Source organism: Streptomyces capitiformicae (assembly GCF_002214185.1).
In the GTDB taxonomy this organism is placed as follows: Bacteria; Actinomycetota; Actinomycetes; order Streptomycetales; family Streptomycetaceae; genus Streptomyces; species Streptomyces capitiformicae.
The window spans coordinates 2,176,286-2,202,062 of record NZ_CP022161.1 but is presented as its reverse complement, the minus strand read 5'-3'; the positions used below and the strand labels follow the sequence as shown (position 1 = coordinate 2,202,062).

The following is a 25,777-nucleotide window of genomic DNA, read 5'->3' as shown; positions in this document are numbered from 1 at the left end:
AGCCCCAGGATGCCCGTGCCCACCCCGCTGACCGGAGTCGTACCGCCCGTCTGCACGCCCCTGACACCGGCCCGCGAGGTGGACGTCCCCTCCCTGATCCGGCTGCTCGACCATCTGCTGACCGGCGGGGTGGACGCGTTGTTCGTCCTCGGTACGACGTCGGAGGCGGCGTATCTGACGGACGCGCAACGCCGCCTCGTGGTGGAGACGGCGACGGCGCATGTCGCGGGCGCCGTGCCGGTCCTGGCCGGCGCGATCGACATGACGACCCCGAGGGTCCTGGACCACATCCGCTCCGCGACGACGGCGGGTGCGGACGCGGTGGTCGTGACCGCCCCCTTCTACACCAGCACCCACCCGGCGGAGATCGCCCGCCACTACCGGCTGCTCGCCGCCGAGTCCCCCGTCCCGGTCTACGCGTACGACCTCCCGGCCGGCGTGCACACGAAACTGGGCGCGGACCTGATCCTGGAGCTGGCCGGGGAAGGCGTCATCGCCGGCCTGAAGGACTCCAGCGGCGACCTGGCCAACTTCCGCAACGTGATCACCGGCACCCGGTCCAGGCCCGAGTTCACCACCCTCACCGGCTCCGAACTCACCATCGACGCCGCTCTCGCCATGGGCGCCCACGGCTCCGTCCCCGGCCTCGCCAACATCGACCCCGCCGGCTACGTCCGCCTCGACCGCCTCTGCCGCGCCGGCGACTGGGATCGCGCCCGAGCCGAACAGGAACGCCTGTGCGCCCTGTTCGCCATGGTCACCGTCGGCACCCCCACCCGCATGGGCGGCAGCTCCTCGGCCCTGGGCGCCTTCAAGGCCGCGCTCCAGCTCCGCGGCATCATCGCGTGCGGCGCCACGGCGGAGCCCCAGGTACCGCTGTCGGACGCGGAGATCGAACAGGTGGGCAAGTACTTGGCGGCGGCAGGGCTGCTCTAAGGACGGCTGAGAAGACCGGCTGAACAAGAACGGCTGACAAGAACGGCTACAGAGCGGACTGCGGCAGTCGGCGGAACTCGATCCTCTCGTACGGGCCGGTCGTGCCCGTCTCGTACAGGAGCCCCACGTGGGTGCTGTTCAGGCGGACGAGGTCGGAGTAGGCGGCGGGGCGTGAGGAGAGGGTCGTCGACTTGGTGAAGGTGGTGCCGGCGTCCCCGCTGCTCCAGACGGACATCGACTGGCGGGTGGTGGGGACGGAGGGGCCGGAGAAGAGGAGGGGACCGCCGGAGGGGAGTTGGAGGACGGAGCCCTGGACGACGGGGACGTCGGTGAGGGTGGGCTGGACGGTGTAGGGGCGGTCGAGGGTCTCGGCGCCGTCGCTGGAGTAGGCGTCCAGACGGTTGCCGGGGCTCGTACCCCGTTCGTCGCGGGCACTGAAGTACAGGCGGTCGTCGGGGAGTTCGGCGGCGACGCTCTCGTTGGCGTTGTCGATGCCGTCGTAGGAGTCGTCGACGAAGCCGATCGTCCAGGTCGTGCCGCCGTCGTCGGAGTAGATGGCGTGGGCGCCGTAGTACCCGGGTTCCCGGCCGGTGTCGGTCGAGTCCTGCGGTGGGGCCGACGAGTGGTTCGAGGGGACGACCAGGCGGCCCGCGTGGGGGCCTCGGGTGAGGGCGACGGCGTGGCCCGGGCCCGTGGCGTACCAACGCCACGCCGGGAGTTTCACGTCGGCCGTGATGTCCCGGGGTGCGGTGAAGGTACGGCCGTCGTCCCTGCTGGTCTGGACGAAGACGCGGCGGCTCTGCTCGGGCGTCACCTCGCCACGCATGATCTGGGCCTCGGTCACCGTTCCGGCGTTGTACGACGTCACGAGCACCACCCGGCCCGTCCTCGGGTCCACCACCGGGGCCGGGTTCCCGCGTGTGTTGCCCTTCCCCGCCGTCACCACCTTCTGCGGGCCCCAGGTGCAGCCACCGTCGATCGAGCGCCGCAGGACGACGTCGATGTTGCCGGTGTCGCCGGCGCCGTTGCGTCTGCCCTCCGCGAAGGCCAGCACGGCGTCCCCGCGGGTGGTGATCGTGGCGGGGATGCGGTATGTGTCGTAGCCGCCCTGGCCGGAGACGTACGGGACGGAGGAGAGGCAGCCACGGGTCGGCAGCGTCGCCGCGGCGGCCACGCGGCTCGCCGCCAGCACGGTGACCGCGGCGGCGGCGAGCGCCGTCAGACGAAGCGTGGACAAGGCGGCTCCCCTGGCATGGGCGTCCCCGGCCCGGGACGTCGGAGTCCAGGCGAACCTATGGGGTCGTACGGGGCTCGGCAACACCGAAGAGCCACTTGGGGTCTGGTGTGGCGTCAGCCGGGCCCGATACCTTCGGACAGGTCTCGTCACACCGCGCCCGGCGTCACCAGCCCCGACTCGTACGCCACGATGACCAGCTGTGCCCGGTCCCGGGCGCCCAGCTTGCCCATGATGCGGCTGACGTGGGTCTTCGCCGTCAGGGGGCTCAGGCCCAGCGTGTCGGCGATCTCCCTGTTGTTGAGGCCGCGTGCGACGAGGGTGAGGACCTCCTTCTCGCGGTCCGAAAGACATTCCGGGCCGGCCTCGGCGGTCTGCCGCACGGTCGGGCCGCGCAGCAGGCGGGCGATGAGGCGGGCCGTCGGGCCGGGTGAGAGCAGGGCGTCGCCGGCGGCCACCGTACGGATGGCGTCGAGGAGTTCGGCGGGCCGCACGTCCTTCACCAGGAAGCCGGAGGCCCCGGCGCGCAGGGCCTCCACGACGTGCTCGTCGGTGTCGTAGGTGGTGAGCACCAGGACCCGTACGCCCGCGAGGTCCTCGTCCGCCGCGATGAGCCGGGTGGCCTCGATGCCGTCCAGGTCGGGCATGCGCAGGTCCATGACGACCAGGTCGGCGCGGGCGGTGCGGGCCAGCTCCACGGCCTCGCGGCCCGTGGCCGCCTCCCCCACCACCTCCATGTCCCGCGCCGACGACACGAGCATGGCGAAGGAGGCGCGGACGAGGTTCTGGTCGTCCGCCAGGAGTACCCGGATCGTGCCCTCGCTCATCGCGCCCACCCCGTACGCCCCTCGCCGGTACCCAGCGGCAGCATCGCCTCCACCTCGAAGCCGCCCTCCGGCCGCGGCCCCGCCTCCAGCGTGCCGCCCACACTCCGCGCCCGCTCCCGCATACCGAGCAGCCCGAACCCGGAGCCACTGCCCGAGCCCCCGGAGCCCTTGGTCGGGCCCGCCCCCTCATCCGTCACCGTCACCCGCAGCGCCCCTCCCCCGGCCCGCAGCCCCACCCGTATCCCCACTCCCGCTCCCCCGTGTCGTACGGCATTGGTCAGTGCCTCCTGCACGATGCGATACGCGGCCGCGCCCACCCCGGACGGCACCCCGTCCGCCGCGACCTCCACCTCCACGCGGGCCCCCGCCGTGCGGGCGGCGTCGACCAGGTCGGAGAGGCCGTCCAGGCCGGGCAGCGGGCCGCGCGCCCCGGGACCGCCGCTGTGCTCGGACTCGCGCAACACCTCCAGCGTGCCGCGGAGTTCACCGCGGGCGGTGCGGCAGGTCTCGGCGATGTCGTCGAGTGCCTGGGCGACGGCGGCGCGGTCGAGGCGGTCGGGGTCGGCGGCCAGGACGTGCGCGGCGACGGAGGTCTGCACACCGACCAGGGTGATGCTGTGGGCGAGCAGATCGTGCAGGTCGCGGGCGATCCGCAGCCGCTCCTCCGCCACAGCACGGGGCTGCGGTAGATGATGATCAGCAGGACGGCCACGACGGCGACGGTGGTGTAGAGCAACGGCCCGCCGAGGGACTCGTACACCTTGCTCGCGTCGGTGGCGAGGGCCCCCGGCCCGCCCACCTCGACCGTCAGCCCGCCCTCGCTGTGGGCGACTTCGCGGACCCGCCCGACGAACTCGTCCCGCAGCTTCTCGTCCGTACCGGGCCCGTTGCTCGCGACCGGGTACATGACTGTGGTCCCGTCCTCCGACGGCACCCCCTCCGGCTCGGCGACCAGCCGGTCCCGCTCCCCGATCTCGGCGACCTGCGCATCGGCGGCGGTCCGGTCGGCGGCGCTCAGCCCGCCCTCCCGGTGATACACGAGCACCAGCTCGGTGGTCTCACCGCCGGGCAACCGCTCCTGGATCTTCGCCACTTGGGTGGAGTCCGCGCTCGCCGGTAGGTAGTCCACCGCCCGGTCGTGCTGCACCTCCGACAACTTGGCCGCGAACGGCGCCACGACGGCAAGCAGCACCACCCACAGCCCGAGCACCAGCCAGGGCACGGCTCGCCGACGCGCACGTACGGTTTTCTCTCCGGGCCCCATGCCGGGGTCCCCCCTCCTCAACGGGTGTCTGGACGTTCACCAGACTCCCGGCGGAGGAGGGCGGATTCGTCGGACGCGGGAGCGAGTTGAGGCGTACTGCCCGGGTCGGCACGGTGGCCGTGTTACTCCCCCGGGAGTACGGGCGAGCGTCAGGAGCGGTCCGGCCGGCGGTCGAGGATCAGTCGTACGCCCTGGGGGCGCATCGTGATCCGCAGCAAGGCCTGGGGCCTGCTGCCCGGGGCCGGGCGTACTCGCCACTCGCGGAGGATCACCGCGAGGGCCACCTGCGCCTCGGCGACCGCGAACGTGTCCCCGATGCATCGGCGGGCACCCGCGCCGAACGGGATGAAGGCCTCACGCTGGGGGCGGCCGACGCGGGGGCCGGTCCAGCGGTCGGGGTCGAACCGGTCGGGGGCGGCGAACACGCGCGGGTCGCGGTGGAGGGCGTAGGGGCTGAAGAGCACCCCCGCACCGGCGGGGAGCCGGTGACCGCCCAGTTCGGTGTCGACGAGGGTGACACGGCTGAGCAGCCAGCCGGGAGGGTGCAGGCGCAGTGACTCGTTGACCACGCGCTTGAGGTGGGTCAGGCGCGGCAGATCCTCGTGGGTGACGGGGCGGTCGCCCAGTACCTCGTCCAGTTCGGCCACCAGCCGCTCGCATGCGTCCGGGTGGTCGCACAGCAGGGTCAGCGTCCAGGAGAGCAGGCTCGCCATGGTCTCGGTGCCGGCGATGAAGAACGTGAGGACCTGGTCGTACACCTCCTGTTCGGTGTGGGGCGCCGAGCGGTCGGGGGGTACGAGCGCCGACAACAGGTCCCGGTGGTCGGTGGGGTCGCTCATCCGGCGCCGGATCATGGTCCGGATGGCCTCGCGGGTCTCGCGGGAGGCCCGCGCGTAGCGCAGGTTCTCGGGGGTCGGCAGCCGGCTGCTGCCGGGCACCATCATGTGGGTGCCCAGGGCACCCAGCAGTGTCGGCACATTGCGCTGGACGGTATCGACGGCCCGCCGGTCCTCGGGGGCGAGGAAGAGGGTCCGGGCCAGCACGGCGACCGCGAAGCGCTTCATCTCCGTGTACGCGTCGACGACCTGCCCGGGCTGCCAGGCGGCGGACAGTTCGCGGGCGCAGTCGTGGAACCGCTGGGTGTGGTGGAGCAGTCGCTGACGGGCGAACACGGGCCGCAGCAGGGCGCGCATCGGACGGTGCGGCCCGGCGAGCGCGGTGGAGAGGCCGTTGCCGACGATCCGGGAGGCCTGGTCGAAGAAGGGGCCGCCCTTGTCGAACTCCACCCCGTTGCCCGCCAGCAGCATCCGCTGGACGAGTTCGGGGGCGCTGACCACGTGGACCGGGGTGCGCCCCAGCCGGATGCGCACGACCGGCCCCAGCGTCCGCAGGTACTCAAGGAAGCCCAGGGGGTCACGTGCCAGCCGCCCGGCGTGGCCGATGAGCGGGAGTGCGCCGGGGGCGGTGGGAGAGGTGTCGGTCTTCGTCGCGTCGGTCTTCGTCATCGTGGACCTCGCAGTGCCGTGGGGGGCTCTCTCTCGCCACCATCCCCACCCCTGCATGGCCCATGCGAGCGCCCGATACGGCGCTTGAGGCAAGAACGTGACAAGTACGTGACTCGAAGTGCGCATGTATGAATGAAGGGCGCACATATGAAGAACGCGAGCCGGTCAGGACGGCGTCCGCGACCGTGAGCCGCTCAGGACGGCGTCCGCGACCGTGAGCCGCTCAGGACGGCGTCCGGGCCTCCGCCAGCAGTCGGGTCACCTCGTCGGCGTGGATGGTCAGGGCCGCGCCGACCGTGAAGAGGACGTCGCGTTCCGCGGGGGTGTAAGGGCCGTCCGCGAGGGCGATGCGCGCGCCCCGCAGCAGGATCGCCTCGCGGCCGGTCGGGGCGAGGTGGGGGGCCAGGGGGTCCAGGGCCTCGTGGAGCTCTATGGCCAGGCCGGCTCCGCACGGTGCGCCGTAGAGGCGGCCCGTGTCGGCGGCGAGGGCCTCGACCAGGGCGCCCAGCTGGTCCGCGGTGCAGTCGTCGAAGCCGGCGGAGCGGACGGTGGTGGCGGCGACCGACAGAGACGTACGGGCACAGGTGCCGCCGGCGGCCAGGACGGCGAGGGCGACGGTGTGGACGGCGTCGCGGAGCATCGCCGAGAAGCGGGTGGTGGTGGGGTGGTCGAGGACGTCGGTCGCGTAGTGGCGGCGGCAGGCCGCGCACTCCACCACCGGGCCGGTCTCGCCGCGCGACAGCACGGGCACCCCGAGGAGGGTGAAGCGGCGGCGGCCGGTGAGGCGCTGGTAGTTGCGGTCGCCTCCGCAGCCCGGGCAGAAGAACTCGCCGTCACCGACGCCGGTCCACGCGGTCCGGGTACCCATGACGCGCGAGAGCCCGGCGACACGGCCGACCGGCCCCCGTGATCTCCGTACTGGCAGCACGTCGCACCTCCGTAACCCCACGGCAACATCGCCGCGCTTGCGTGATGTTAGCCACATCGGCGAGGCCCAGTCAGTACTCCGGACGAGCCCTTCCCGGTCCCCGCACAGTGTTTGGCCGGTAAACGACGGGCCCCGTCCACCGAAATCCGGTGAACGGGGCATTCACACCGCTGGTCAGGCTGGTCAGCGCGCCGCGCGGTTGACGGCCGAGACGACCGCCTTCAGCGACGCACGCGTCGTGTTCGCGTCGATACCGATGCCCCACAGGACCTTGTCCTCGATGGCGACCTCGATGTAGGAGGCGGCCTGCGCGGAGGCGCCCTCGCTCATCGTGTGCTCGGAGTAGTCCAGGAGGCGGGCGTCGATGCCGATGCCCTGCAGGGCGTCGAAGAACGCCGAGATCGGGCCGTTGCCCGTGCCGACCAGGGTGGTCTCCGTGCCGTCGACCTCCGCCTCCACGGTCAGCGTGTCCACGCCGTCCGTGTCGGTGGTCGACTGGTTGTTGCGGACCTGGATACGGCCCCACGGGTTGTTCGGGTTCGGCAGGTACTCGTCCTGGAACACGGCCCAGATGTCGCCGCCGGTGACCTCGCCGCCCTCGGCGTCGGTCTTCGCCTGGATGATCTTGGAGAACTCGATCTGCATCCGGCGCGGCAGGTCCAGCTTGTGGTCGTTCTTCAGGACGTACGCGATACCGCCCTTGCCGGACTGCGAGTTGACGCGGATGACCGCCTCGTAGGACCGGCCGACGTCCTTGGGGTCGATCGGCAGGTACGGCACCGCCCACTCGATGTCGTCGACGGTCTTGCCCTGCTCCTTCGCGGACGCCTCCATGGCGTCGAAGCCCTTCTTGATGGCGTCCTGGTGGGAGCCGGAGAAGGACGTGTAGACCAGGTCGCCCACGTACGGGTGGCGCGGGTGGACCTCCATCTGGTTGCAGTACTCCCACACGCGACGGATCTCGTCGATGTCGGAGAAGTCGATCTGCGGGTCGACACCCTGGGAGAACAGGTTCATGCCCAGGGTGACCAGGTCCACGTTGCCGGTTCGCTCGCCCTGCCCGAACAGACAGCCCTCGACGCGGTCGGCACCGGCCATCAGCGCCAGCTCGGCGGCGGCGACGGCCGTACCGCGGTCGTTGTGCGGGTGGACGGACAGACACACGTACTCGCGGCGGGACAGGTTGCGGCCCATCCACTCGAAGCGGTCCGCGTGGGTCGACGGGGTCGAACGCTCCACCGTGGCGGGCAGGTTGAGGATGATCTCGCGGCCCGGTCCGGGCTGCCACACGTCCATGACCGCCTCGCAGACCTCCAGCGCGAAGTCCAGCTCGGTGTCGGTGAAGATCTCGGGGCTGTACTGGTACCCGAATTCGGTCTCCGGGCCCAGCAGCTTCTCCGCGTACTCCATCACCAGCCGCGTACCATCGACGGCGATCTGCTTGATCTGGTCCTTGGAGCCACGGAACACGACCCGGCGGAAGACGGGCGCGGTGGCGTTGTACAGGTGCACGGTGGCGCGCTTGGCGCCCTTCAACGACTCGACCGTCCGCTCGATCAGGTCCTCACGGGCCTGGGTCAGTACGGAGATGGTGACGTCGTCCGGGATGGCCCCCGGCTCCTCGATGATCGACCGTACGAAGTCGAAGTCGGTCTGCCCGGAGGCGGGGAACCCGACCTCGATCTCCTTGTAGCCCATCTTGACCAGCTGGTCGAACATCCGGCGCTTGCGCTCGGGCGACATCGGGTCGATCAGGGCCTGGTTGCCGTCGCGCAGGTCGGTGGAGAGCCAGCGGGGGGCGACGGTGATCCGATTGTTCGGCCAGGTGCGGTCGGCGATGTCGACCTGCTCGTAACGCCCGTACTTGTGGATCGGCATGGAACTGGGCTGCTGACGGTTCGCCATGTTTGCGGGGCTCCTCTTGGTGTCCGAATGGACGGCCGACACGCAACACGAAGCTCCGCGGGGAGGGAGTCGACCTGGACTACAGGCCCTCGCCGCGGCAGCTAAGAAGAAGCAGCCCGAAACGCATGATGCGAGGCAGCTTAACTGAGTCGCGCTTCCCGCGGGGGGCCGTATCAGTATGCGGGACCACAGAGCCAAAGGGGGCAAAAGGTGCACTAGGTCACATGCGGCCGCCGGAGCGCCCCTCCAGGGCGCGGGCTGCGTCGATTTGCGGCTCCGCCGCGTGGGCGCGAGCGACCACGAATCACCCGCAGCCCGATCTCAACCCTGAGTAACACGGCGACAACGAAACGCAACCCATACGCTCACATTTCACCAATCAAGGTTGCCCCTAGTGACACGCCCCTAACGGAGTGCGATCGTGCGGAGATGACCACCAAAAACGGGGGCCACGAGCCCATCTTCTGCACCGTCGTCCCACCACACGTCCTCGACAAACTCGCCCGGGCCGAGGACCCCGCACTCTCCGGCGCCGCCCGCCGCACCCTGGAGCGCGACGCGCTCGAACGGACCCGCCGCCGCCTGACCACGGTCATCGGCGCCCCCGCCATCGCCGCCCCGGCCGGCGCCGAGGCGGGCAAACCGCACCGCACGATCCACGACGCCGGGCACGCCACCACGCTGCCCGGCAGGAAGGTCCGCGGCGAGGGCGACGAGCCCGGCAAGGACGCCACGGTCAACCGCGCGTACGCGGGCCTGGGCGCCACCTACGAGCTGTTCTGGAAGTCCTTCGCGCGGGACTCGATCGACGGCAACGGGCTGCCGCTGGACGCGACCGTGCACTACGACCGCGACTACAACAACGCCTTCTGGAACGGCGAGCAGATGGTGTTCGGCGACGGCGACGGCGAGATCTTCCTCGACTTCACCATCCCGATCGACGTCATCGGCCACGAACTCAGCCACGGCGTCACCCAGTACACGGCGAACCTGACGTACTTCGGCCAGCCGGGCGCCCTCAACGAGTCCATGTCGGACGTCTTCGGCGCCCTCATCAAGCAGTACACCCTCGGCCAGACCGCCGCCGAGGCGGACTGGCTGATCGGCGCCGGTCTGCTCGCCCCGCGTGTCACGGGCACCGCGCTGCGCTCGATGAAGGCGCCTGGTACGGCGTACGACGACGACGTCCTCGGCAAGGACCCGCAGCCCGCGCACATGGACGACTTCGTCCGCACCGGCCGCGACAACGGCGGCGTCCACATCAACTCCGGCATCCCCAACCAGGCGTTCTATCTGGCGGCCACGGCCCTCGGCGGCCACGCCTGGGAGCGGGCCGGGCAGATCTGGTACGACGTCCTCACCGGCGGCGAACTGAAGGAGCAGGCGCTGTTCGTCGACTTCGCCACGCTGACCGTGAAGGCGGCGAAGGACCGGTACGGGCAGGGCGAGGAGCTGACGGCCGTACTGAAGGCCTGGGAGCAGGTCGGCGTGCGGACACTGTAGTTCCGTACTAGACATGACCCATGCGTATCGAAGTGCGGCGCACGGGCGGTTTCGCGGGCATCGAGCGGCACGCGGTGCTGGACACCTCGGGGCGGCCCGATGCCCTGGAATGGCACGCCCTGGCCGAGCGGGCACTCGCCGCCGGCCGGGGCTCACCGCCGCTCGGGGTACCGGACGGTTTCGCGTACGAGATCTCCGTGGACGGAAAGACGGTGTACTGCGCGGATCCCCGACTGACGGAGGAGCAGCGGGAGTTGATTTCGCGGGTACTGAAAGAAGGCGCGTAGCCCTGGTACCCGGACCCGGTAACAGGTCGTTCACCCTCAGCCGTTGACTTCTGTTACCGGTGGTACGGATGATCCGCCCATGGCGACGAACCCGATACCTCAGTTCCCGGCCGGCTTCCTGTGGGGCGTCTCGACCTCCGCCCATCAGATCGAGGGGGCCGCGGACGAGCGCGAGCCCTCCGTGTGGGACGCCTTCTCGGCCGGGACGGGCCACATCAAGGACGGCTCGACGGCGGCGGTGGCCTGCGACCACTTCCACCGGTACCCCGAGGACGTGGCGCTGCTGCGTGACCTCGGCGTGGGCGCCTACCGCTTCTCCGTCTCCTGGCCCCGGGTGAACTCCCCCGGCGGCCTCGACTTCTACGACCGCCTGGTGGACGAGCTGGTCGCGGCGGGCGTACAGCCGGTGCCGACGCTCTTCCACTGGGATCTGCCGTCGTCGCTGGAGGAGGCCGGCGGCTGGCTGAGCCGGGACACCGCCGAGCGTTTCGCGGAGTACGCCGCGACCGTCGCCGCCCGGCTCGGTGACCGGATAGCCAAGTGGATCACGCTCAACGAGCCCGCCGAGCACACCCTGCTGGGCCATGCGCTGGGTACGCACGCCCCCGGCAAGCAGCTCATGTTCGACGCGCTGCCCGTGGCCCACCACCAACTGCTCGGCCATGGCCTCGCCGTACGGGCCCTGCGCGCGGCGGGGATCACGGACATCGGCATCGCCAACTCGCACGGGCCGACCTGGCCGGCGTCGCAGGAGCAGCCGGACCTGGAGGCGGCCGGCTTCTACGACCTGCTCCTGAACCGTCTGTTCGCGGAACCCGTTCTGCTGGGCGCCTACCCGGAGGGCATCGGCGAGTTGATGCCGGGCCAGGACATCGAGTCCGACCTCAAGATCATCTCCGAGCCTCTCGACTGGTACGGCATCAACTACTACGCGCCGACGCGGGTGGGCGCCCCCGAGGGCGAGGACATCGAGTTCGGCGGTGTCACGATCCCCGCCGAACTCCCCTTCACCGTCAAGGAGATCGAGGGCGTACCGACCACCGACTTCGGCTGGCCCGTCGTCCCCGAGGGCCTCACCGAGCTGCTGACCGGCTTCCGCGAGCGCTACGGCGACCGGCTGCCGCCCGTGGTCATCACCGAGAACGGCTGCGCGTACGAGGGCGTCGACGACCAGGAGCGCATCGCCTACCTGGACGGGCACATCCGGGCACTGCACCGTGCCTCGGAGGCCGGCGTCGACATACGCGGGTACTTCGTGTGGTCGCTGCTGGACAACTTCGAGTGGGCGGAGGGGTACGCGCGGAGGTTCGGGCTGGTGCACGTGGATTACAGCACCCTGGCGCGGACACCGAAGGCGTCGTACCGGTGGTTCCAGGAGCTCCTGCGGGCGCAGAGATGACGGATGCCGTATCCGAGAACCCCCCGGCATCCGAGAACCCCTCGGCATCCGAGGGCCCTTCGGCCGCCCATGCCCTGGCCGAGCCCGTCGAGCGGGTCGGGCCGGGCTGGACGTCGGCGCTGGCGCTGGCCAACGGGGCGATCTGGGTGGGCTGGTACGGCCCGCTGCAGATCCTGCTGGCCCTGCAGGCGGAGGACTTCGCGCCCGGTTCGGGGATGTCGAAGGAGACGATGCTGGCGTGGGTGACGGGCGCCGGGGCGGTCGTCTCACTCCTCGCCACACCGCTGTTCGGCGCGCTGTCGGACCGTACGACGTCACGGTGGGGGCGGCGTACGCCGTGGATCGTGGCGGGGGCGGTGGGCGGCGCGCTGTCGTTGCTGCTGCTCGCGGGCGCGGGCGGGCTGTGGACCATGGTGATCGGCTGGTCCCTGGTCCAGCTGACGCTGAACGCGTCCTGGGCGGCGGTCACCGCGGCGGTGCCGGACCGGGTGCCGCGCCTTCAACGGGGTTCCGTGGGCGGCTGGTTGGGCGCGGCACAGATCCTCGGCGTGGTCGGCGGCACGGGGCTGGCGACACTGGCCGGGGGTGTGGGCGCGGGGTACGCGGCGTGCGCGGTGTTCACGCTGGCGGGGATGTTGCCGTACGTGGTGTTCCACCGGGATCTGAGGCTGCCGGCGGCGGCGCGCCCGGTGTGGTCCTGGCGGGGGTTCCTGTCCGGTTTCTGGCTGAGCCCGCGCCGGTATCCGGACTTCGGCTGGGCCTGGTTGACGCGTTTCCTGGTCAACCTGAGCAACAGCATCGGGCTTCTCTACCTGCTCTACTACCTGCGGGACCGCGTCCGGTACCCCGACCCCGAGCAGGGCGTGCTGATCCTGACGGCCGTGAACGCGGTGATGCTGCTGTCCACGGTGGTGGTCGCGGGGGTGTGGTCGGACCGGGTGGGGCGTCGTAAGCCGTTCGTGTACTGGTCGGGTGTGGTGATGGCGGTCGCGGCGGGCACGATCGCGGCCTGGCCGACCTGGCCCGGCACGATCGTCGCCTCGGCCCTTCTCGGCCTGGGTTTCGGCGTGTTCGCGTCCGTCGACTTCGCCCTGATGACGGACGTCCTGCCGAAGGCCGTGGACCGCGGCAAGGACCTCGGTGTCATCAACGTCGCCAACTCCCTGCCCCAGGTGGCGGCCCCGGTGGTGGCCGCGCCGATCGTGGCGTATCTGGGCGGGTATCGGGCGCTGTACCTGGTGGCGGCGGTGATCGGGCTGGCGGGGGCGGTGTTCGTGGGGCGGATCCGCGGCGTGGAGTAGATCGCTGCGTTCACATCCCTTCACATCCGTTCACAGGGTGCGCACAGGCAACGGATCTGTGATTCCGCACGTCTTCAGTGCTGATCACCCCCTCGCCGAAGGGACGCACTGTGCCCCCGCGTTCATCCGAAAACGTCGGATCCTCCGGAGTCTCCCGAACCCGCCCCGTCCGGCGGGCGATAGCCGTGCTCGCCGTCTCCGGCACCCTGCTCGCGACGCCCTCGCTCGCCGTGCCCGCCGCCTTCGCGGCCGGAGCCCCGCCGACCGATCTGCGGGTGGACGTGAACCGGGACGGGAAGGTCGACGTCACCGGCTCCACCGACACCGCCGGAGAGGACGGCTGGTCCGTCGGGCGGGGCGCGCTGATGCTGCCCAACATCGACGACGACAGCAGGCGTTGCGCGACCACAGGCCCCAAGGGCAAGCCCCTCTCCGATGCCAAGCTGGCCGCCTGCAACGACGCCTCCGACGCCAAGGTGAACGGCACCGCCGACGTCGCCGACCTGGCCCGGGTGCGTTCCGTGCCGATGCGGAGTCTGAAGAGCGGGGCCCAGGGCACGGTCAAGGTCACCGCGGGTGCCGCGCAGACCCGGGTCTTCGTCAAGCGGGGCACCAAGTGGGAGCCGGTCACCGCGAAGACCCGTCTGACGCGTGCCGAGTTGAAGGCCGGCGTGGAGTTCGGCGTGGAGGCCCGGGACGTGATCCGGGACACCGCGAAGTGGGACGGGCTGGCCCGCATCCGGCTGACCGTGAAGTCCTCCGCGGGCACCTCCGCCGACACCGTCACCCTGCGCGTCGCCCCGCTCCTCACCCACCATCATCTGCAGAACGCCCAGCAGTTGCTGGCCACCAAGATCTCCGGCAACGACGATTACGCGAAGCTCAACCGCGTCTTCCGCGAGGGCCTGGACAAGGAGGCACGGGCGGCCGGTATCACCCAGCCGACCGTGAACTTCACCAAGTACCAGGACATCTGGACACAGGACTTCGTGGAGCCCGGGTACGTCAGCATGACCGGTACGAACGGCAAGCGGCACACCATGCGGGTGATGCTGCGCTCCGCCCAGCTGGACCGGGAGGCGGGCCGGGAGCTGTTCGAGAAGATGCGCGGCCGGAACATCGGCGTCGTGCAGGTGACCGGGGCCAAGGACTCCGAGGAGTGGACCCTCAACTCCATGGGCAACGTGGAGACCATTCCGCCGTACGCGCACAACAACCGCTCGTTCCCGGCGGGCCGGATCATCATGGGTCACCGCCCGGACACCGGTTCCAAGCCGGCGAAGGTGATGCGTACGTTTTTGAAGTCCCAGGGCCTCCAGGAGCCCCTTTTCCTGGACACGTCCTGGCTGCACGTCGGCCACGTCGACGAGTTCGTGCAGTTCCTGCCCGCCGACACCCCGCGCGGCTGGAAGCTCGCGATCGCCGACCCCGAGGCCGGTCTGAAACTCCTGCGCGACGCGAAGGACGCCGGGCACGGCTCGACGAGGGTGTTCTCCCTGCCGAAGGACACGCCGAACTCCATGCCCACGGAGACCATCTCCAAGGCGCTCGCCTCCAAGAACCTGGTCTCCGACAACAACCTCGCGACCCGCCGTATCGAGGCCAACCTCGCGATCCTCAAGCGTGAGACGGGCGTGACCGACGCCGAGGTCGTGCGGGTGCCCGCCCTGTTCACCCAGGGCACGGAGATGGTGGGCGAGACCCAGCAAGGCGGCACCGAGAGCCGCCGTCTGCCCCGGCTGACCCGCCTCGGCGCCGGCACCGAACTGCCGGAGGTGGCACGGGAGTACGGCCAGCAGCGCAACCTCGACCGGGCGACGGCCGGCGACGGTTCGGCGACGAGCGACGGGTTCACGGCCGGCAGCCCCACCGCCCCTGCCCCCCCGGTCATGACCAGCGCCTACATCCCCGGCGCCGTCAACGGCATCGTCCTCAGCCGCACCCACTACCTCGCCCCGCGCCAGTGGGGCCCGGTCATCGCGGGCAAGGACATCTTCACCGAGGCGGTGACGGCCGCGTACACGTCCGCCGGCATGAAGGTGTCGTACATCGACGACTGGGAGACGTACCACATCGGCATGGGCGAGATCCACTGCGGAACGAACACCCTGAGGAACACGTCGGCCGCCTGGTGGACGCGCTAGCGACCACCGAGCGGTACGACCATCGCCGCCGCCCCGGGATGCCGGGGCGGCGGCGCTGTCATGCCGGACCGCGGTCCCGCAGGTCCTCCAGCCGCACCAGGGCGTCCCGGGCCTCGATCCGTTCCTCGGCGGTGAGCCGGACCGCCGCGGCGCGGGTGAGCACGGAGGCTGCCTTCTCCTCGTCGCCGAGCCGGGCGGCGACATCGGCCCGCAGCACGAGCAGTTGCAGCAGCCGCACCTCCGTGGGCTTCTCGTCCTCCAGCCCCAGCACCCGGTCGATGACCTTCGCCGCGAGGGCCGGATCCTCCTTCGAGTCCGCCAGGAGGGAGGCGTGACGCAGGGCCCGGGCGAAGGTCTCCCGGGGCGCGGGCCGGTGGTGCTGATCTTCGCTCGTCGGCTGTCCCACGCGGACGCAGTTGCCGCCCGGATCGGTCATGAGGAACTGGCGCATGCCGTACGACATGTCCTTCAGCGACCCGATACGCGGCAGCCCCCGGGCCGGGACCCTCCCGTACGCCTCTTTGAGGCCGGCCCGGAACGCCGCGTACAGCCCGTCGACGTCGTCGGTCCGGACGTAGCACGTGCTCACCGACTCGGCCGGCTCGTACTGCTTGAGCCCGAAGAACTGGAGCTCGATGCCGCCGCGTTGCACCACCGCGTACGGGTTGGGGCTGCGTTGCTGGAAGGTGACCTCGAAGCCGAGGGCCACGTAGAAGTCGAGAACGGGTTGGAGCGTCCGGCACGGAAGAATCGGAATCGTCTTCTCACCCATCCCCTTCTCACCCATGCCCTCACCCTAGTCAAACGTGACCAGAAGGGGAGACCGATTAAACCCAGCACCGCCGGTGTTCCTCGACCGACCGACCGGACGTCGACGGCGGATCAGCTCTCCGTCTCCGGAATCAGCGCCGCTTCGTCCATCGCACGCAGCAGGCTCCGCGCGGGTCCGGCCTCCTCGGGCCGTACGGAGGAGGCGAGGCTCTCGACGATCGGTCGGCCGGTGTACACGGCGGCCCTGGCGGCCCGCTCCCAGCCGGGCTGCCGCCGGTAGTTCGCGCCGAGCCCGCCGTCCCCGGCGGCCGCATGCCACTGCCGGGCCCGGCAGATGCTCTCCAGCAGCCCCAGCAACTCGGCCTTGCACGGCAGGTGCGGCGTTCCGGCCAGTTCCAGAAGGAACGGCACGGCGGGGGCCGTGGCCTCGCCGACGACGAACCCCAACGCGCAGAGGGAGCCGCCCAGTTCGTCGACGGCGAGCCGGGCGGTGTCCGCGTCGCCGTACGCGATCCGGGACAGCAGGGGCGGGATGCGCACTGCGGACGCCCCTTGTGCGTCGCGCAGTTCCGCCCAGCGGATCCGCGCGACGCCCTTCAACACAATCCCCACACTCGCCCCTCAGGATTCACCCCTCGTGCGTCGATCACCACGCTGACTCCCTGACTCCCTAACTCACGATCACTACTATGTGTACGCACGATGACACGGTGGCGGAGGGGGCCGCATGGCGATCGGCGGGCAGGACGAGAACTGGCTGGACCTGGCGGACGCCGTGGAGGTGCTGCGGGCCCAGTTGTCGGAGGCCCAGCGCCGGGGGCAGGGTTCCCCGCTGCGTTTGGTCCTGGGTGAGATCACCGCGGAGTTCGAGGTCGAGCTGGTGCGGACGCGGAACGGCGGCGGGGCGCTGCGGTTCGGCGTCGTGGAGGCCGACGCCCGTCGGGAGCGCTCGGCGAGGTCCACCCAGCGCGTGACGCTGACGCTGAAGCCGGAGCAGCGCGGGGGCGGGGACGTGGCTGTGGGGGACGTCGAGTAGGCCGAGCGACACGGACGTCGAGTAGGCCGCGAGCGATACGGGGGTGGTTCGATGCAGCGGGGCCAAGTCGTCCAGGTCCGCGCCCGGAGCTTCGGCAGTGGCTATCTGATCGCGCCGCGGCTCGTGTTGACCGCGGCGCATCTGGTGCCGCCGAAGGGGGTGCGCGAAGAGGTCACCGTGGCCGTGCCCGGGTCGGGCGTGCGGGTCGCCGCCGAGGTGCGGTCGTGGCGGTGCGACACCGTCGTGGACGCCGCCCTGCTGGAGATCGCGGCCGACGACCGGGACTGGCCGGTACCCGCCACCCTGCGGGGTGCCCAGGGTCGCCGCCCGCAGCGCTGGGGCCGGTTCGTGACGAGCGGGACCAGGATCCCGGTCGCCGCTCATGGCTTCCCCCGGCAGCAGCGGGCGGCGCGCGACCGGGGTCACGAGGATCTGACCCGCCGGGCCCGCGAGGAACTGGCCCGAGGCCGTGAGGAACTGACCGGCCAGGTCCGGCCCCACAGTGACGGCCCCTTCGAGATCATCGATCTTGCGAGCCGGATGAGCTATGGCACGGATGGGCTCGACGACGCGACCGCCGCGCAAACCACCGCGATGTCCGGGATGTCCGGCGCGGCCGTCTTCGCCGAGGGTCAGGACCTGCTGCTCGGTGTGGTGCGCGACGACCGCCGACCGCAGCAGGGCACCCGGCTGCTCGCCACGTCCAGCGAGGACCTGCTGGCCTGGCCGGAGTTCCGCGAGGCGGTCCGTGAGGCGACCTCCGTCGTCCCGCAGCCCGAACCCGTCGAGTACACCGGCCTGTTGAAGCCGGCGCCGCCCAAACGGTTGGTGTCCTCCCCCACCATGCTGTTGCGAGCCGACGCCGAGGTGGTGTCGTTCCACGGCCGGGAGGACGAACTCGAGGAGTTGGAGCAGTGGTGCGAGCGAGACGTGGACGGCCTCCTTTCCGTCCGTGTGCTCACCGCGCAGGGCGGGCAGGGCAAGACCCGGCTGGCACGACATCTGATGGCACGGCTGCGGAACCGCCGCTGGGTCGCCGGTGAAGTCCGCGACGCACCGTACGATTCGCATCCCCTGCACACCCTCCGATATCCCTTGCACGCCCTTCAGCACCCGCTGCTCCTGGTCGTCGACTACGCCGAGACCCGGCCCGACCTGGTCCGGCGGCTGCTGGATCACGCGGAGGAAGTCAGTCATCCGGTACGCCTGTTGCTGCTCGCGCGCTCGCTCGGCTCCTGGCAGACCACGGCGACCGGTGACCTCCGCGCCAACGAGATCAGGCTGCACACCCTCAGCCCTCGCGACGTGGAGCGGGAGCACGCGTTCCGGACGGCGGCCCGGGGCCTCTCCCACCGGCTGGCCGATGCGACCCGCGAGACGGACGTCGACTGGCGCGCCATCGCGGACAGCCTCCCGGCGTACGGCGCCGGAAACGGCGGCCACGGCACGGAAACGGCCCTGACCGTGCAGATGGCGGCCCTGACGGCGCTGCTCCACCGGGGGCGTGACCCCGAACGGGACGAAGGGCCGCTGGAGGCCCAACTCCTGAAACACGAGAAGAGGTACTGGCGGGACACCGCCGACGGGTGGGGCATGGGGCCGCGCGAGCAGCGGCTGTTCGAAGGGGCGGTGGCAGCGGCCGTACTGTGCCCCGCCCGGCACGAGGAGGAGGCGCACGAGACCCTCGCCCGGCTGCTGCCCGGTGGATCACAGGAGCTGATCCGCGAGTTCGCCCGCTGGCTGCGGGAGCTGTATCCGCCCGCCGAGGACCACTACTGGGGCCAGTTGGAGCCGGACCGGCTGGCGGAGTACCACGCTTCCGAGCACATCATCGACGATGCGGGACTGCTGGGGAGACTCTTCGCTCGTGCCCCGGCCCACCAGCGGGTGCAGACCCTCACCGTGCTGGCCCGATCCGCCGTGGCCCACGCCAACGAGGGCCGCGCGGAACGGGCGGCCCGCATCGTCCAGCGACTGCGCGAGGCCCTGCGCTCCGTACCCGCCGACATGCCCCTGACCGCCGCCGTGCTCCGCGCCCACTCCGACACCCTGCCCGAACACTCCCATGTGCTGCGCGACTACGCGCTCGACGTGGCCCGCGAACTGAGCAGGCTGTACCGCGACACCGGGGATGCCCCCCAGACGTACCGCAACCGTGCCTGGGCACTGCACAACCTCGCCAAGCGGCATTTGGCGGTCGGTCACTGGGAGGAAGCCCGCGAGGCCGCCGCCGAGGCCGTGGCGATCGGCGAACGGGCCGAAGTCCGGGAGACGGCGCACCGCGTGGAGCGGGCCGAGTCGCTGCTGACGCTGTCCCGTGCCCTGCGTATGACGGGACGGTTGTCGGAGGCATACGTCGCCGGCGAACAGGCGCTGGGTCTGTTCCGTGCGCTGGCGGCAGAGGGCGGCGAGGAGTCGGAGAAGCACGAGCGTGGTCTCGTACGGGCGCTCATCAGACAGTCGGGGGTGGTCTGGCAACTCGACCCGCGCGAGTTCCCCTTCGACACGATCGCCAGGTCCGACGAACACACGGAGGAGGCCGTCCGGCGCGCCCGCCGACTGGTGGCTCGACATCCCGATCTGGACCCTCGCCTGCTCTTCACGGCCCTGGCGGCGCGGGGTGCGAACCTCTGGCGCCTCCAGCGGCATTCGGAGGCTTTGCCCCTGAACGAGGAGGAGGTCGAGGAGGCTCGTCGGTTGTCCGGAGAGAACCCCGACGCCTACACCAACGACCTCGCGAACGCTCTGATGAGCCTGAACCTCGCCCACAGCTCCGCCTCGCGCCCGCCCGCGGAGTCGATGGCCCTGATACGGGAGGCGATCGAACTGCTGCGCCCTCTGGCCAGGGATCTCCCCCAAGTCCACCTCCCCGATCTGGCACAGATGCTGCACAACCTCGCATGGGACCAGTTCGACACGGGAGATCACGCAGCGGCACGAGAATCCATCGGGGAAGCGATCGAGCACCGCCGAGTCCTGGCCCGCGATTCCTACGGGCTCATGGCTCCCAGCCTGGCCCATTCGGTGAGCTCGCTCGCCATCTTCCGGTCGGAGACGGGAGACGACGAGGCGGCGGTCGAGGGTTTCCAAGAGGCCTTGAATATCTACGCGCAGGCCGAACTCCCGCTCAGCGCGAGTCAGCTGAAGACCCGGTCCGACATCTCGCACAACCTCGCCCGCTCATACGAGGCCCTGGGGCGACTGCGGGAGGCGCGCGCGGCCCAGGATCAGGCGCTCGACATCCTGCGCCGCCTCAGTGAGTACGGCCCGAACCTCTATGCGGAGGGGTATGCCAGCGCCCTCCGTGACTTCTCCCACCTGTACCGCAGGCACGACCGGCCGGTCGCCCACCGCATCCAACTGCGCCAGGCGCTCCAGCTCTACCGCAAGCTCCCGCTCGACACCACGAAGGAGCGCATGGACCTGGCCTTCTGTCTGCAGGACCTCGGCTCCAGCTACGCGGCGTCCAGGGCAACGACACACCGGGCGGTTCCCGTGCTGAGGGAGGCGTACGAACTGCACGTGGAATTGTCGGCCGACGACCCGGGACATGAGGTGTACCTGGCCGACACCTCTGTGGAACTGGCCCGTGCCCTGCTGGAGACGGGCGCCTACCCCGAATCCGTCCGGATCGCGGAGCACGAGGTACGTCTTCGGCGCCGGCTGCTCGCCACAGACCGGACCGGCCAGGAGCGCTGGCTCTGTCGCGCTCTCCTGCGGCTGGCCGACGGGCAAGCCCTGGCGGGGTGGACGGCCGCGGCCTGGCGCACCGCGCTGGAGGCGGAGGAGGCCTGCCTGACGCTGGCCGGGCGCGCCGGTGAACAACCGGGACCCACGGCGTGGCTCCTCCACGACCTGGCCGGGACCCTGAGCCGGTGTGGCCGCCACGACTGTCGCCGGGCCGCCCGTGCGGTGGAACCGGCGCGGCGGGCCGTCCGCCTGTTCCAGCGTCTGGTCGACGAGGACCCGCGCAATCAAGCGAGCCTGACAAAGGGCGTCACCAGGCTCGCAAAGGCTCTGGACCGCATCGGCCGTCACTCCGAGGCCATCGAAGTACAGCTACGAAGGGGAGCATGACGTCATGGCATCACCACTCCAGGGCGAGGAGCGGGACGAATCGGCCGAGGCCATCCAGCGGGACGAGGAGGATGCCGCCCGCCCGGCGGAACTGTTCTATCCGCACGTGGCCGAATTCGTCTCCGATCGGCTCATCTACTTGGTCGGGCGTACTGCCCTCGGCTCCGGGCGGGTGTGGTGCCCGGAGTGGTACCGACACGCCGAGGCACTCTCACGGCTGGACTCCGTGTGGCGTGCCTGGGAGGCGTTGCGCTGGGAAGCCAGCTTCGGCATGTCGAACTGGTGGATCCACCATCTGGAACCGCATATGCGTGCCCTGCTGGACCCCGACACAGGGCCGTTCGCCCACTGTGCCGAAGGCCACCAGAATCCCCAACCACTGCCCGTCTTCGACCCACCGGAAGGGCTCTTCTTCGACCAGCGGGGCTCCATGAACCCGTTCACCCTCGACTGAGCCGCCCCCGGGAACCCCGAACCGTCAGAACCCCAACTTCCGCAACTGCCGAGGATCCCGCTGCCAGTCCTTCGCCACCTTCACATGCAGGTCGAGGAAGACCGGCGTACCCAGCAGCGCCTCGATCTGCTTGCGGGACTTGATGCCGACCTCCTTCAGACGCTTGCCCTTGGGGCCGATGATGATCCCCTTCTGGCTGGGGCGCTCGATGTAGACGAAGGCGTGGATGTCGAGGAGGGGCTTGTCGGCGGGGCGGTCCTCGCGGGGGAGCATCTCCTCGACGACGACGGCGATGGAGTGCGGGAGCTCGTCGCGTACGCCCTCCAGCGCGGCCTCGCGGATCAGCTCGGCGATCATGACCTGCTCGGGCTCGTCGGTGAGGTCGCCCTCGGGGTAGAGGGCCGGGCCCTCCGGGAGGAGGGGGACGAGCAGGTCGGCCAGCAGGTCCACCTGCTTGTCGCCGACCGCCGAGACGGGCACGATCTCGGCCCACTCGAAGCCGAGCTCCTTGCCGAGCTGGTCGATGGCGATGAGCTGCTCGGCGAGCCGCTTGCTGTCGACGAGGTCGGTCTTCGTGACGATCGCGATCTTCGGCGTCTTCTTGATGGACGCCAGTTCCTTCGCGATGAAACGGTCGCCGGGGCCGAGCTTCTCGTTCGCCGGCAGACAGAAGCCGATCACGTCGACCTCGGCCCAGGTGGTGCGTACGACGTCGTTCAGGCGTTCGCCCAGCAGCGTGCGCGGTTTGTGCAGGCCGGGGGTGTCCACCAGGATCAGCTGGGCGTCGGGGCGGTGCACGATGCCCCGGACCGTGTGCCGCGTCGTCTGCGGCTGGTTCGCGGTGATCGCCACCTTCTGGCCGACCAGAGCGTTCGTGAGGGTGGACTTGCCCGCGTTGGGGCGGCCCACGAAGCAGGCGAAGCCGGCGCGGTGGACGGCTTCAGCCGGCTGCTCGGATGACGGTGTACGAACGCTCATGGCGCCCATTGTCCCTGATCGCCGAAGCCCCGCCGCACTCACCACGGAACGTGAGCTTTCCGAAACGCCCACGCGCCGCCACGGCGGCATGTTCAGGAGTCGAGTCGATCACCGGCAGCCTTACGGTCCACGCCGGGACCGCATACGATCACGGCGTCCTGGGCCACGTCGCCCCGGTCACCTCGTCCGCTCTCTCCCCCAGAAGGCCAAGGCATGAAGCTCATCACCGCGATCGTCAAGCCGTACCGCCTCGACGAGGTCAAGACCGCCCTCCAAGAGCTGGGCGTCCACGGTCTGACCGTCACCGAGGCCAGCGGATACGGCCGGCAGCGCGGCCATACCGAGGTGTACCGCGGCGCCGAGTACCAGGTCGACCTCGTCCCCAAGATCCGTATCGAGATCGTCGTCGAGGACGCGGAGTCCGACGACGTCATCGACGCGATCGTGAAGGCGGCCCAGACCGGGAAGATCGGCGACGGCAAGGTGTGGGCGCTGCCGGTGGAGACGGTGGTGCGGGTCCGGACCGGTGAGCGAGGGCCGGACGCGCTCTGAGCCAGTGGGCTGGGATGAGGGGTGGTGCCGCCGATCCGAGCGGCACCACCCCTCACGCATCCGCGTCCGCGGATCCAGCGAAGGATCAGTCGAACACGAACGGGCCCGGCGACTGTGCCGCGTCGGCGGTACACGTCACGGTGAAGCCGAGGATCACCATCTGCAGCGAGCCGCCGAAGGCCTCCAGGCTGTCGCCGGAGGCGACGGTGCCGGTGAGGGGGCCGACGGTGACGCCGTCACCGGCAGCCATCGCCGGGTTCTCGGTGCCGCTGAAGGCGGTCGTGCCACCGCTCGCCTTGACCATGGTGAGCGTGGACCGGATCGAGTCCTCGGAGAGGGCGATCGGGGCGGTGATCGCCTTCGAGGAGACGGTGATGGTGGCGGTGGTGCCGCTCTGCGTGGCCGTGAGCGTGGCCTCGCCGGAACCGCCGATCGTGCAGGTGGCCTTGATGGTCGCGGTCGCCGGAGCGACGGCCAGGGCGGCCGGCGCGAAGGCGAGGCCGGTGACGGCCAGCGTCCCGGCCGCGAGCGCCGCGCCGACTCCGAGTCGTATGCGTCTCATCGAGCGATTCCCTTTCCGTGCGGGGGAGTTGAGGGAGTACGTCGTGATGCGTGTGGGGGCGGAACAACGCGCGGCCGCGCGGCGGAATCTGGCGATCCGCCAGAAGAACGGGTCCATTGAGGCCCCAGCGGCGGGAGATTTCAAGGGATGTTCTGCGGGTTGCGCCGAGGGTCTGTGAAAGTGGCCGAAGGTGGTTGCCCACGGCGTCCGGCCGGGTGGCAGCGGAGCCCGGCGGTGAGGTGATCTGTCCCGTCGCGCGCGAGTTGTCGGCCGCCGAGCACCGGTGTCCACTCGCACGCGCGTGATTTTCGCGCAGCTCGGAGGGATGTTACCGGCCGTAACACTACGCTGCGGGCGCCCTCTGGCGCCTCAGTCGAAGATCACTACCCTGTACGGGTGCTCACTTACGACGAGTTGACGGGGCCGGAGCGTGAGCTGTGGGACGCGTTCCCGGAAGGGCGGCGGGTCGATCTACGGTCGGGGTCGCCGGAGGAGGACCGGGTCGCCGGGGGCGGGGAGTGGGGGCCTGAGCGAACGGTGCGGGCGGCGGTGATCGCGGCGCTGCTGCTCGGCTCCAACGCCGCCCAGCGGCCCGGCGCGGTCGGCTCGCTCTCTCTCGCCGGGGCACGGATCTCCGGCCGTCTCGACCTGGCCGGCGCCCGGATCGAGCATCCCCTCTGGCTGGAGGAGTGCTGGTTCGAGCAGGAGGTGAACCTCTACGGCGCGGAGACTCGAACAGTCGCGATCATGAGCAGCCGGGTGCCCAGGCTGGAGGCCGGGGCGAGCCGGATCGGGGGACGTCTCGACCTGCACGGCACCCAGGTGGAAGCGGGGCCGCCCTCTTCCCCCTTCCACCGTGCGAGCACCGCCCTGTCGCTCGTCAACGCCCATGTGGCCGGCGGCATCATGCTGAACAGGGCCCGGCTGATCGCCCCCGACGGGTGGGCGATGGCCGCCGGTGGCCTGGTCGTCGAAGGAGGCCTCTTCTGCCGGCGTGGATTCGTCGCCGACGGTGAAGTCCGGCTGCTGGGCGCCCAGTTGCCCGGCGGACTGTTCCTGCAGGGGGCCCGCCTGGAACGGCCGGGCCCGCACGGGGTGACCCTCGCCCTGGACAACGCCGTCGCCCAGACGGTCGACTGCTCCGGCGGATTCGTCTCGAACGGCACCGTCCGCCTGCGCGGCGCCCAGATCACGGACAACCTGACCTTCGAGGACGCCGTCCTGGAGGGAACCCCCGACGGCGGCGAGGGCACCGGCCCCGCCCTGGTAGCCATGCTCATGCAGGCCGCCGACTTCGACTTCGCCCTGGCCCGGCGGCCGACCGGCGCGGTGGATCTGCGGGGCGCTCAGGTGTCGTACCTCCACGAGGGCGCACACAGCTGGCCGGAGGTCGTGGAACTGGACGGCTTCGTCTACGGCTCGATCAAGACAGCGGAGGCGGACGGTGAGCGTCGGGAAGCGGTGAGCGGTCCGGCGGCCGTGACCCGCCGCGTCGAGTGGATACGGCGCAGTCCGGGCTACAGCCCGCAGCCGTACGAGCAGTTGGCGGCCTGGTACCGCAAGGTCGGGCACGACGACGACGCCCGCCGGGTGCTCCTGGCCAAGCAACGCCACCGGCGCCGCACCCTCTCCCCGACGGCCCGCGTCTGGGGCCACCTCCTCGACGCGACCGTCGGCTACGGCTACCGCCCCTGGCTGGCCGGCGTCTGGCTCCTCACCCTGACGCTGCTGGGCACCCTCGTCTTCCGCGCCCACACCCCCGCCCCGGTGAAACCGGGCGAGGGTGCCCCCTTCCAGCCCCTCGTCTACACCCTCGACCTCCTCGTCCCCATCGGCGGCCTGGGGCAACGCACGGCCTGGTACTGGACCGACCCCACGCCCCAGTGGCTGGCCTACGCCCTGATCGCCTTCGGCTGGATCCTGACCACGGCGGTCATCGCGGGGGTGACGCGCACGCTGCAGAAGAACTGACGCGCACACTGCAGAAGAACTAGGGCGTGTTGCGAAAGTCCCGCCCGCCGCCCGCCGCCCGCCGCCTGGCACGCTCCCCCACTCTCGGCTTCGCTCGAGCGGGGGGACCCCCATGACGCCGCCCGGCCCGCCCTCCGGGCGGA

Annotated in this window: 20 protein-coding genes and 2 pseudogenes; 11 read left to right on the top strand and 11 right to left on the bottom strand. The window is 70.8% G+C overall.

From position 1 onward, the window contains the following. Window positions 1-9 precede the first annotated feature (9 nt). Window positions 10-936, top strand: a complete 927-nt coding sequence (locus CES90_RS09675) for a dihydrodipicolinate synthase family protein (RefSeq protein ID WP_189781349.1) — start codon at window positions 10-12, stop codon at window positions 934-936. A gap of 46 nt (window positions 937-982) precedes the next feature. Here CES90_RS09675 and CES90_RS09670 read toward each other — a convergent pair whose 3' ends face one another. From CES90_RS09670 to leuA, 7 genes and pseudogenes are all read right to left on the bottom strand, one after another. After that, complete coding sequence (locus CES90_RS09670; RefSeq protein ID WP_373313278.1) at window positions 983-2,173, bottom strand: sialidase family protein; 1,191 nt, start codon at window positions 2,171-2,173, stop codon at window positions 983-985. A gap of 146 nt (window positions 2,174-2,319) precedes the next feature. After that, window positions 2,320-2,997, bottom strand: coding sequence for a response regulator (locus CES90_RS09665; RefSeq protein ID WP_189781350.1), 678 nt, complete (start codon window positions 2,995-2,997; stop codon window positions 2,320-2,322). Beyond that, a pseudogene (locus tag CES90_RS09660) lies at window positions 2,994-3,755 on the bottom strand (sensor histidine kinase); the annotation flags it as partial. The gene CES90_RS09665 and the pseudogene CES90_RS09660, both read right to left, overlap by 4 nt. Continuing rightward, window positions 3,665-4,261, bottom strand: a pseudogene (locus CES90_RS09655) (MMPL family transporter); the annotation flags it as partial. The pseudogenes CES90_RS09660 and CES90_RS09655, both read right to left, overlap by 91 nt. A gap of 149 nt (window positions 4,262-4,410) precedes the next feature. Continuing rightward, the gene (locus CES90_RS09650) at window positions 4,411-5,766 is read right to left on the bottom strand and encodes a cytochrome P450 (protein ID WP_189781352.1); all 1,356 of its coding nucleotides are present in this window, start codon (window positions 5,764-5,766) and stop codon (window positions 4,411-4,413) included. A 223-nt stretch (window positions 5,767-5,989) separates the two neighbouring features. Beyond that, window positions 5,990-6,634 (bottom strand): tellurite resistance TerB family protein, encoded by a 645-nt coding sequence (locus CES90_RS09645; RefSeq protein WP_229913643.1) that lies wholly within the window; start codon window positions 6,632-6,634, stop codon window positions 5,990-5,992. A 243-nt stretch (window positions 6,635-6,877) separates the two neighbouring features. Then, window positions 6,878-8,599, bottom strand: a complete 1,722-nt coding sequence (leuA, locus tag CES90_RS09640; protein WP_189781354.1) for a 2-isopropylmalate synthase — start codon at window positions 8,597-8,599, stop codon at window positions 6,878-6,880. Between the two features lie 429 nt (window positions 8,600-9,028). Here leuA and CES90_RS09635 point away from each other — a divergent pair, with 429 nt between their 5' ends. The 5 genes from CES90_RS09635 (at window position 9,029) to CES90_RS09615 (ending at window position 15,233) form a co-directional block, all read left to right on the top strand. Beyond that, entirely contained in the window at window positions 9,029-10,102 is a 1,074-nt protein-coding gene (locus CES90_RS09635) for a M4 family metallopeptidase (RefSeq protein ID WP_189781355.1), read from the top strand. A gap of 20 nt (window positions 10,103-10,122) precedes the next feature. Beyond that, window positions 10,123-10,389: a protealysin inhibitor emfourin gene (locus tag CES90_RS09630; RefSeq protein ID WP_189781356.1), complete on the top strand. Its 267-nt coding sequence runs from the start codon at window positions 10,123-10,125 to the stop codon at window positions 10,387-10,389. A gap of 79 nt (window positions 10,390-10,468) precedes the next feature. Further along, complete coding sequence (locus CES90_RS09625) at window positions 10,469-11,788, top strand: GH1 family beta-glucosidase (RefSeq protein ID WP_189781357.1); 1,320 nt, start codon at window positions 10,469-10,471, stop codon at window positions 11,786-11,788. Beyond that, complete coding sequence (locus CES90_RS09620; RefSeq protein WP_189781358.1) at window positions 11,785-13,089, top strand: MFS transporter; 1,305 nt, start codon at window positions 11,785-11,787, stop codon at window positions 13,087-13,089. The genes CES90_RS09625 and CES90_RS09620 overlap by 4 nt, the downstream gene beginning before the upstream one ends. 185 nt (window positions 13,090-13,274) lie before the next feature. Beyond that, window positions 13,275-15,233 (top strand): protein-arginine deiminase domain-containing protein, encoded by a 1,959-nt coding sequence (locus CES90_RS09615; RefSeq protein ID WP_189781359.1) that lies wholly within the window; start codon window positions 13,275-13,277, stop codon window positions 15,231-15,233. A gap of 58 nt (window positions 15,234-15,291) precedes the next feature. On the opposite strand, the gene CES90_RS09610 is transcribed toward CES90_RS09615, so the two are convergent. Then, a complete protein-coding gene (locus tag CES90_RS09610; RefSeq protein WP_189781520.1) occupies window positions 15,292-16,005 on the bottom strand; it encodes a bleomycin resistance protein in 714 nt (237 codons plus the stop codon). Between the two features lie 110 nt (window positions 16,006-16,115). Next, window positions 16,116-16,616, bottom strand: a complete 501-nt coding sequence (locus CES90_RS09605) for a hypothetical protein (RefSeq protein WP_189781360.1) — start codon at window positions 16,614-16,616, stop codon at window positions 16,116-16,118. Between the two features lie 115 nt (window positions 16,617-16,731). On the opposite strand from CES90_RS09605, the gene CES90_RS09600 reads away from it, so the two are divergent. Genes CES90_RS09600 through CES90_RS09590 form a run of 3 tightly spaced genes read left to right on the top strand, consistent with a single transcriptional unit; the run spans window position 16,732 to window position 21,571 of the window. Further along, entirely contained in the window at window positions 16,732-17,040 is a 309-nt protein-coding gene (locus CES90_RS09600) for a trypco2 family protein (RefSeq protein ID WP_189781361.1), read from the top strand. 51 nt (window positions 17,041-17,091) lie between these two features. Next, window positions 17,092-21,117 (top strand): trypsin-like peptidase domain-containing protein, encoded by a 4,026-nt coding sequence (locus tag CES90_RS09595; RefSeq protein ID WP_189781362.1) that lies wholly within the window; start codon window positions 17,092-17,094, stop codon window positions 21,115-21,117. Between the two features lie 4 nt (window positions 21,118-21,121). Beyond that, the gene (locus tag CES90_RS09590) at window positions 21,122-21,571 is read left to right on the top strand and encodes a DUF4913 domain-containing protein (RefSeq protein WP_189781363.1); all 450 of its coding nucleotides are present in this window, start codon (window positions 21,122-21,124) and stop codon (window positions 21,569-21,571) included. Between the two features lie 24 nt (window positions 21,572-21,595). Here CES90_RS09590 and era read toward each other — a convergent pair whose 3' ends face one another. Further along, window positions 21,596-22,558 carry a GTPase Era gene (gene era / locus CES90_RS09585; protein ID WP_373313279.1) on the bottom strand — a complete coding sequence of 321 codons (963 nt, stop codon included), beginning with the start codon at window positions 22,556-22,558 and terminating at the stop codon, window positions 21,596-21,598. 204 nt (window positions 22,559-22,762) lie between these two features. Here era and CES90_RS09580 point away from each other — a divergent pair, with 204 nt between their 5' ends. Further along, window positions 22,763-23,101 (top strand): P-II family nitrogen regulator, encoded by a 339-nt coding sequence (locus CES90_RS09580; protein ID WP_189781365.1) that lies wholly within the window; start codon window positions 22,763-22,765, stop codon window positions 23,099-23,101. 85 nt (window positions 23,102-23,186) lie between these two features. Here the strand turns inward: CES90_RS09580 and CES90_RS09575 are convergent, their stop codons facing one another. Beyond that, window positions 23,187-23,663: a hypothetical protein gene (locus CES90_RS09575; RefSeq protein ID WP_189781366.1), complete on the bottom strand. Its 477-nt coding sequence runs from the start codon at window positions 23,661-23,663 to the stop codon at window positions 23,187-23,189. A 396-nt stretch (window positions 23,664-24,059) separates the two neighbouring features. On the opposite strand from CES90_RS09575, the gene CES90_RS09570 reads away from it, so the two are divergent. Further along, window positions 24,060-25,634: an oxidoreductase gene (locus CES90_RS09570; RefSeq protein ID WP_189781367.1), complete on the top strand. Its 1,575-nt coding sequence runs from the start codon at window positions 24,060-24,062 to the stop codon at window positions 25,632-25,634. The last annotated feature ends 143 nt before the right edge of the window (window positions 25,635-25,777 follow it).

Excerpts from the sequence above, each read along its gene's own strand:
- CES90_RS09665 (WP_189781350.1), bottom strand. The coding sequence starts at position 2,997 with ATGAGCGAGGGCACGATCCGGGTACTCCTGGCGGACGACCAGAACCTC.
- CES90_RS09590 (WP_189781363.1), top strand. The coding sequence starts at position 21,122 with ATGGCATCACCACTCCAGGGCGAGGAGCGGGACGAATCGGCCGAGGCC.
- CES90_RS09595 (WP_189781362.1), top strand. The coding sequence starts at position 17,092 with ATGCAGCGGGGCCAAGTCGTCCAGGTCCGCGCCCGGAGCTTCGGCAGT.
- leuA (WP_189781354.1), bottom strand. The coding sequence starts at position 8,599 with ATGGCGAACCGTCAGCAGCCCAGTTCCATGCCGATCCACAAGTACGGG.
- CES90_RS09600 (WP_189781361.1), top strand. The coding sequence starts at position 16,732 with ATGGCGATCGGCGGGCAGGACGAGAACTGGCTGGACCTGGCGGACGCC.
- CES90_RS09575 (WP_189781366.1), bottom strand. The coding sequence starts at position 23,663 with ATGAGACGCATACGACTCGGAGTCGGCGCGGCGCTCGCGGCCGGGACG.
- CES90_RS09650 (WP_189781352.1), bottom strand. The coding sequence starts at position 5,766 with ATGACGAAGACCGACGCGACGAAGACCGACACCTCTCCCACCGCCCCC.
- CES90_RS09675 (WP_189781349.1), top strand. The coding sequence starts at position 10 with ATGCCCGTGCCCACCCCGCTGACCGGAGTCGTACCGCCCGTCTGCACG.
- CES90_RS09610 (WP_189781520.1), bottom strand. The coding sequence starts at position 16,005 with ATGGGTGAGAAGACGATTCCGATTCTTCCGTGCCGGACGCTCCAACCC.
- era (WP_373313279.1), bottom strand. The coding sequence starts at position 22,558 with ATGGGCGCCATGAGCGTTCGTACACCGTCATCCGAGCAGCCGGCTGAA.
- CES90_RS09645 (WP_229913643.1), bottom strand. The coding sequence starts at position 6,634 with ATGGGTACCCGGACCGCGTGGACCGGCGTCGGTGACGGCGAGTTCTTC.
- CES90_RS09625 (WP_189781357.1), top strand. The coding sequence starts at position 10,469 with ATGGCGACGAACCCGATACCTCAGTTCCCGGCCGGCTTCCTGTGGGGC.
- CES90_RS09635 (WP_189781355.1), top strand. The coding sequence starts at position 9,029 with ATGACCACCAAAAACGGGGGCCACGAGCCCATCTTCTGCACCGTCGTC.
- CES90_RS09580 (WP_189781365.1), top strand. The coding sequence starts at position 22,763 with ATGAAGCTCATCACCGCGATCGTCAAGCCGTACCGCCTCGACGAGGTC.
- CES90_RS09630 (WP_189781356.1), top strand. The coding sequence starts at position 10,123 with ATGCGTATCGAAGTGCGGCGCACGGGCGGTTTCGCGGGCATCGAGCGG.
- CES90_RS09620 (WP_189781358.1), top strand. The coding sequence starts at position 11,785 with ATGACGGATGCCGTATCCGAGAACCCCCCGGCATCCGAGAACCCCTCG.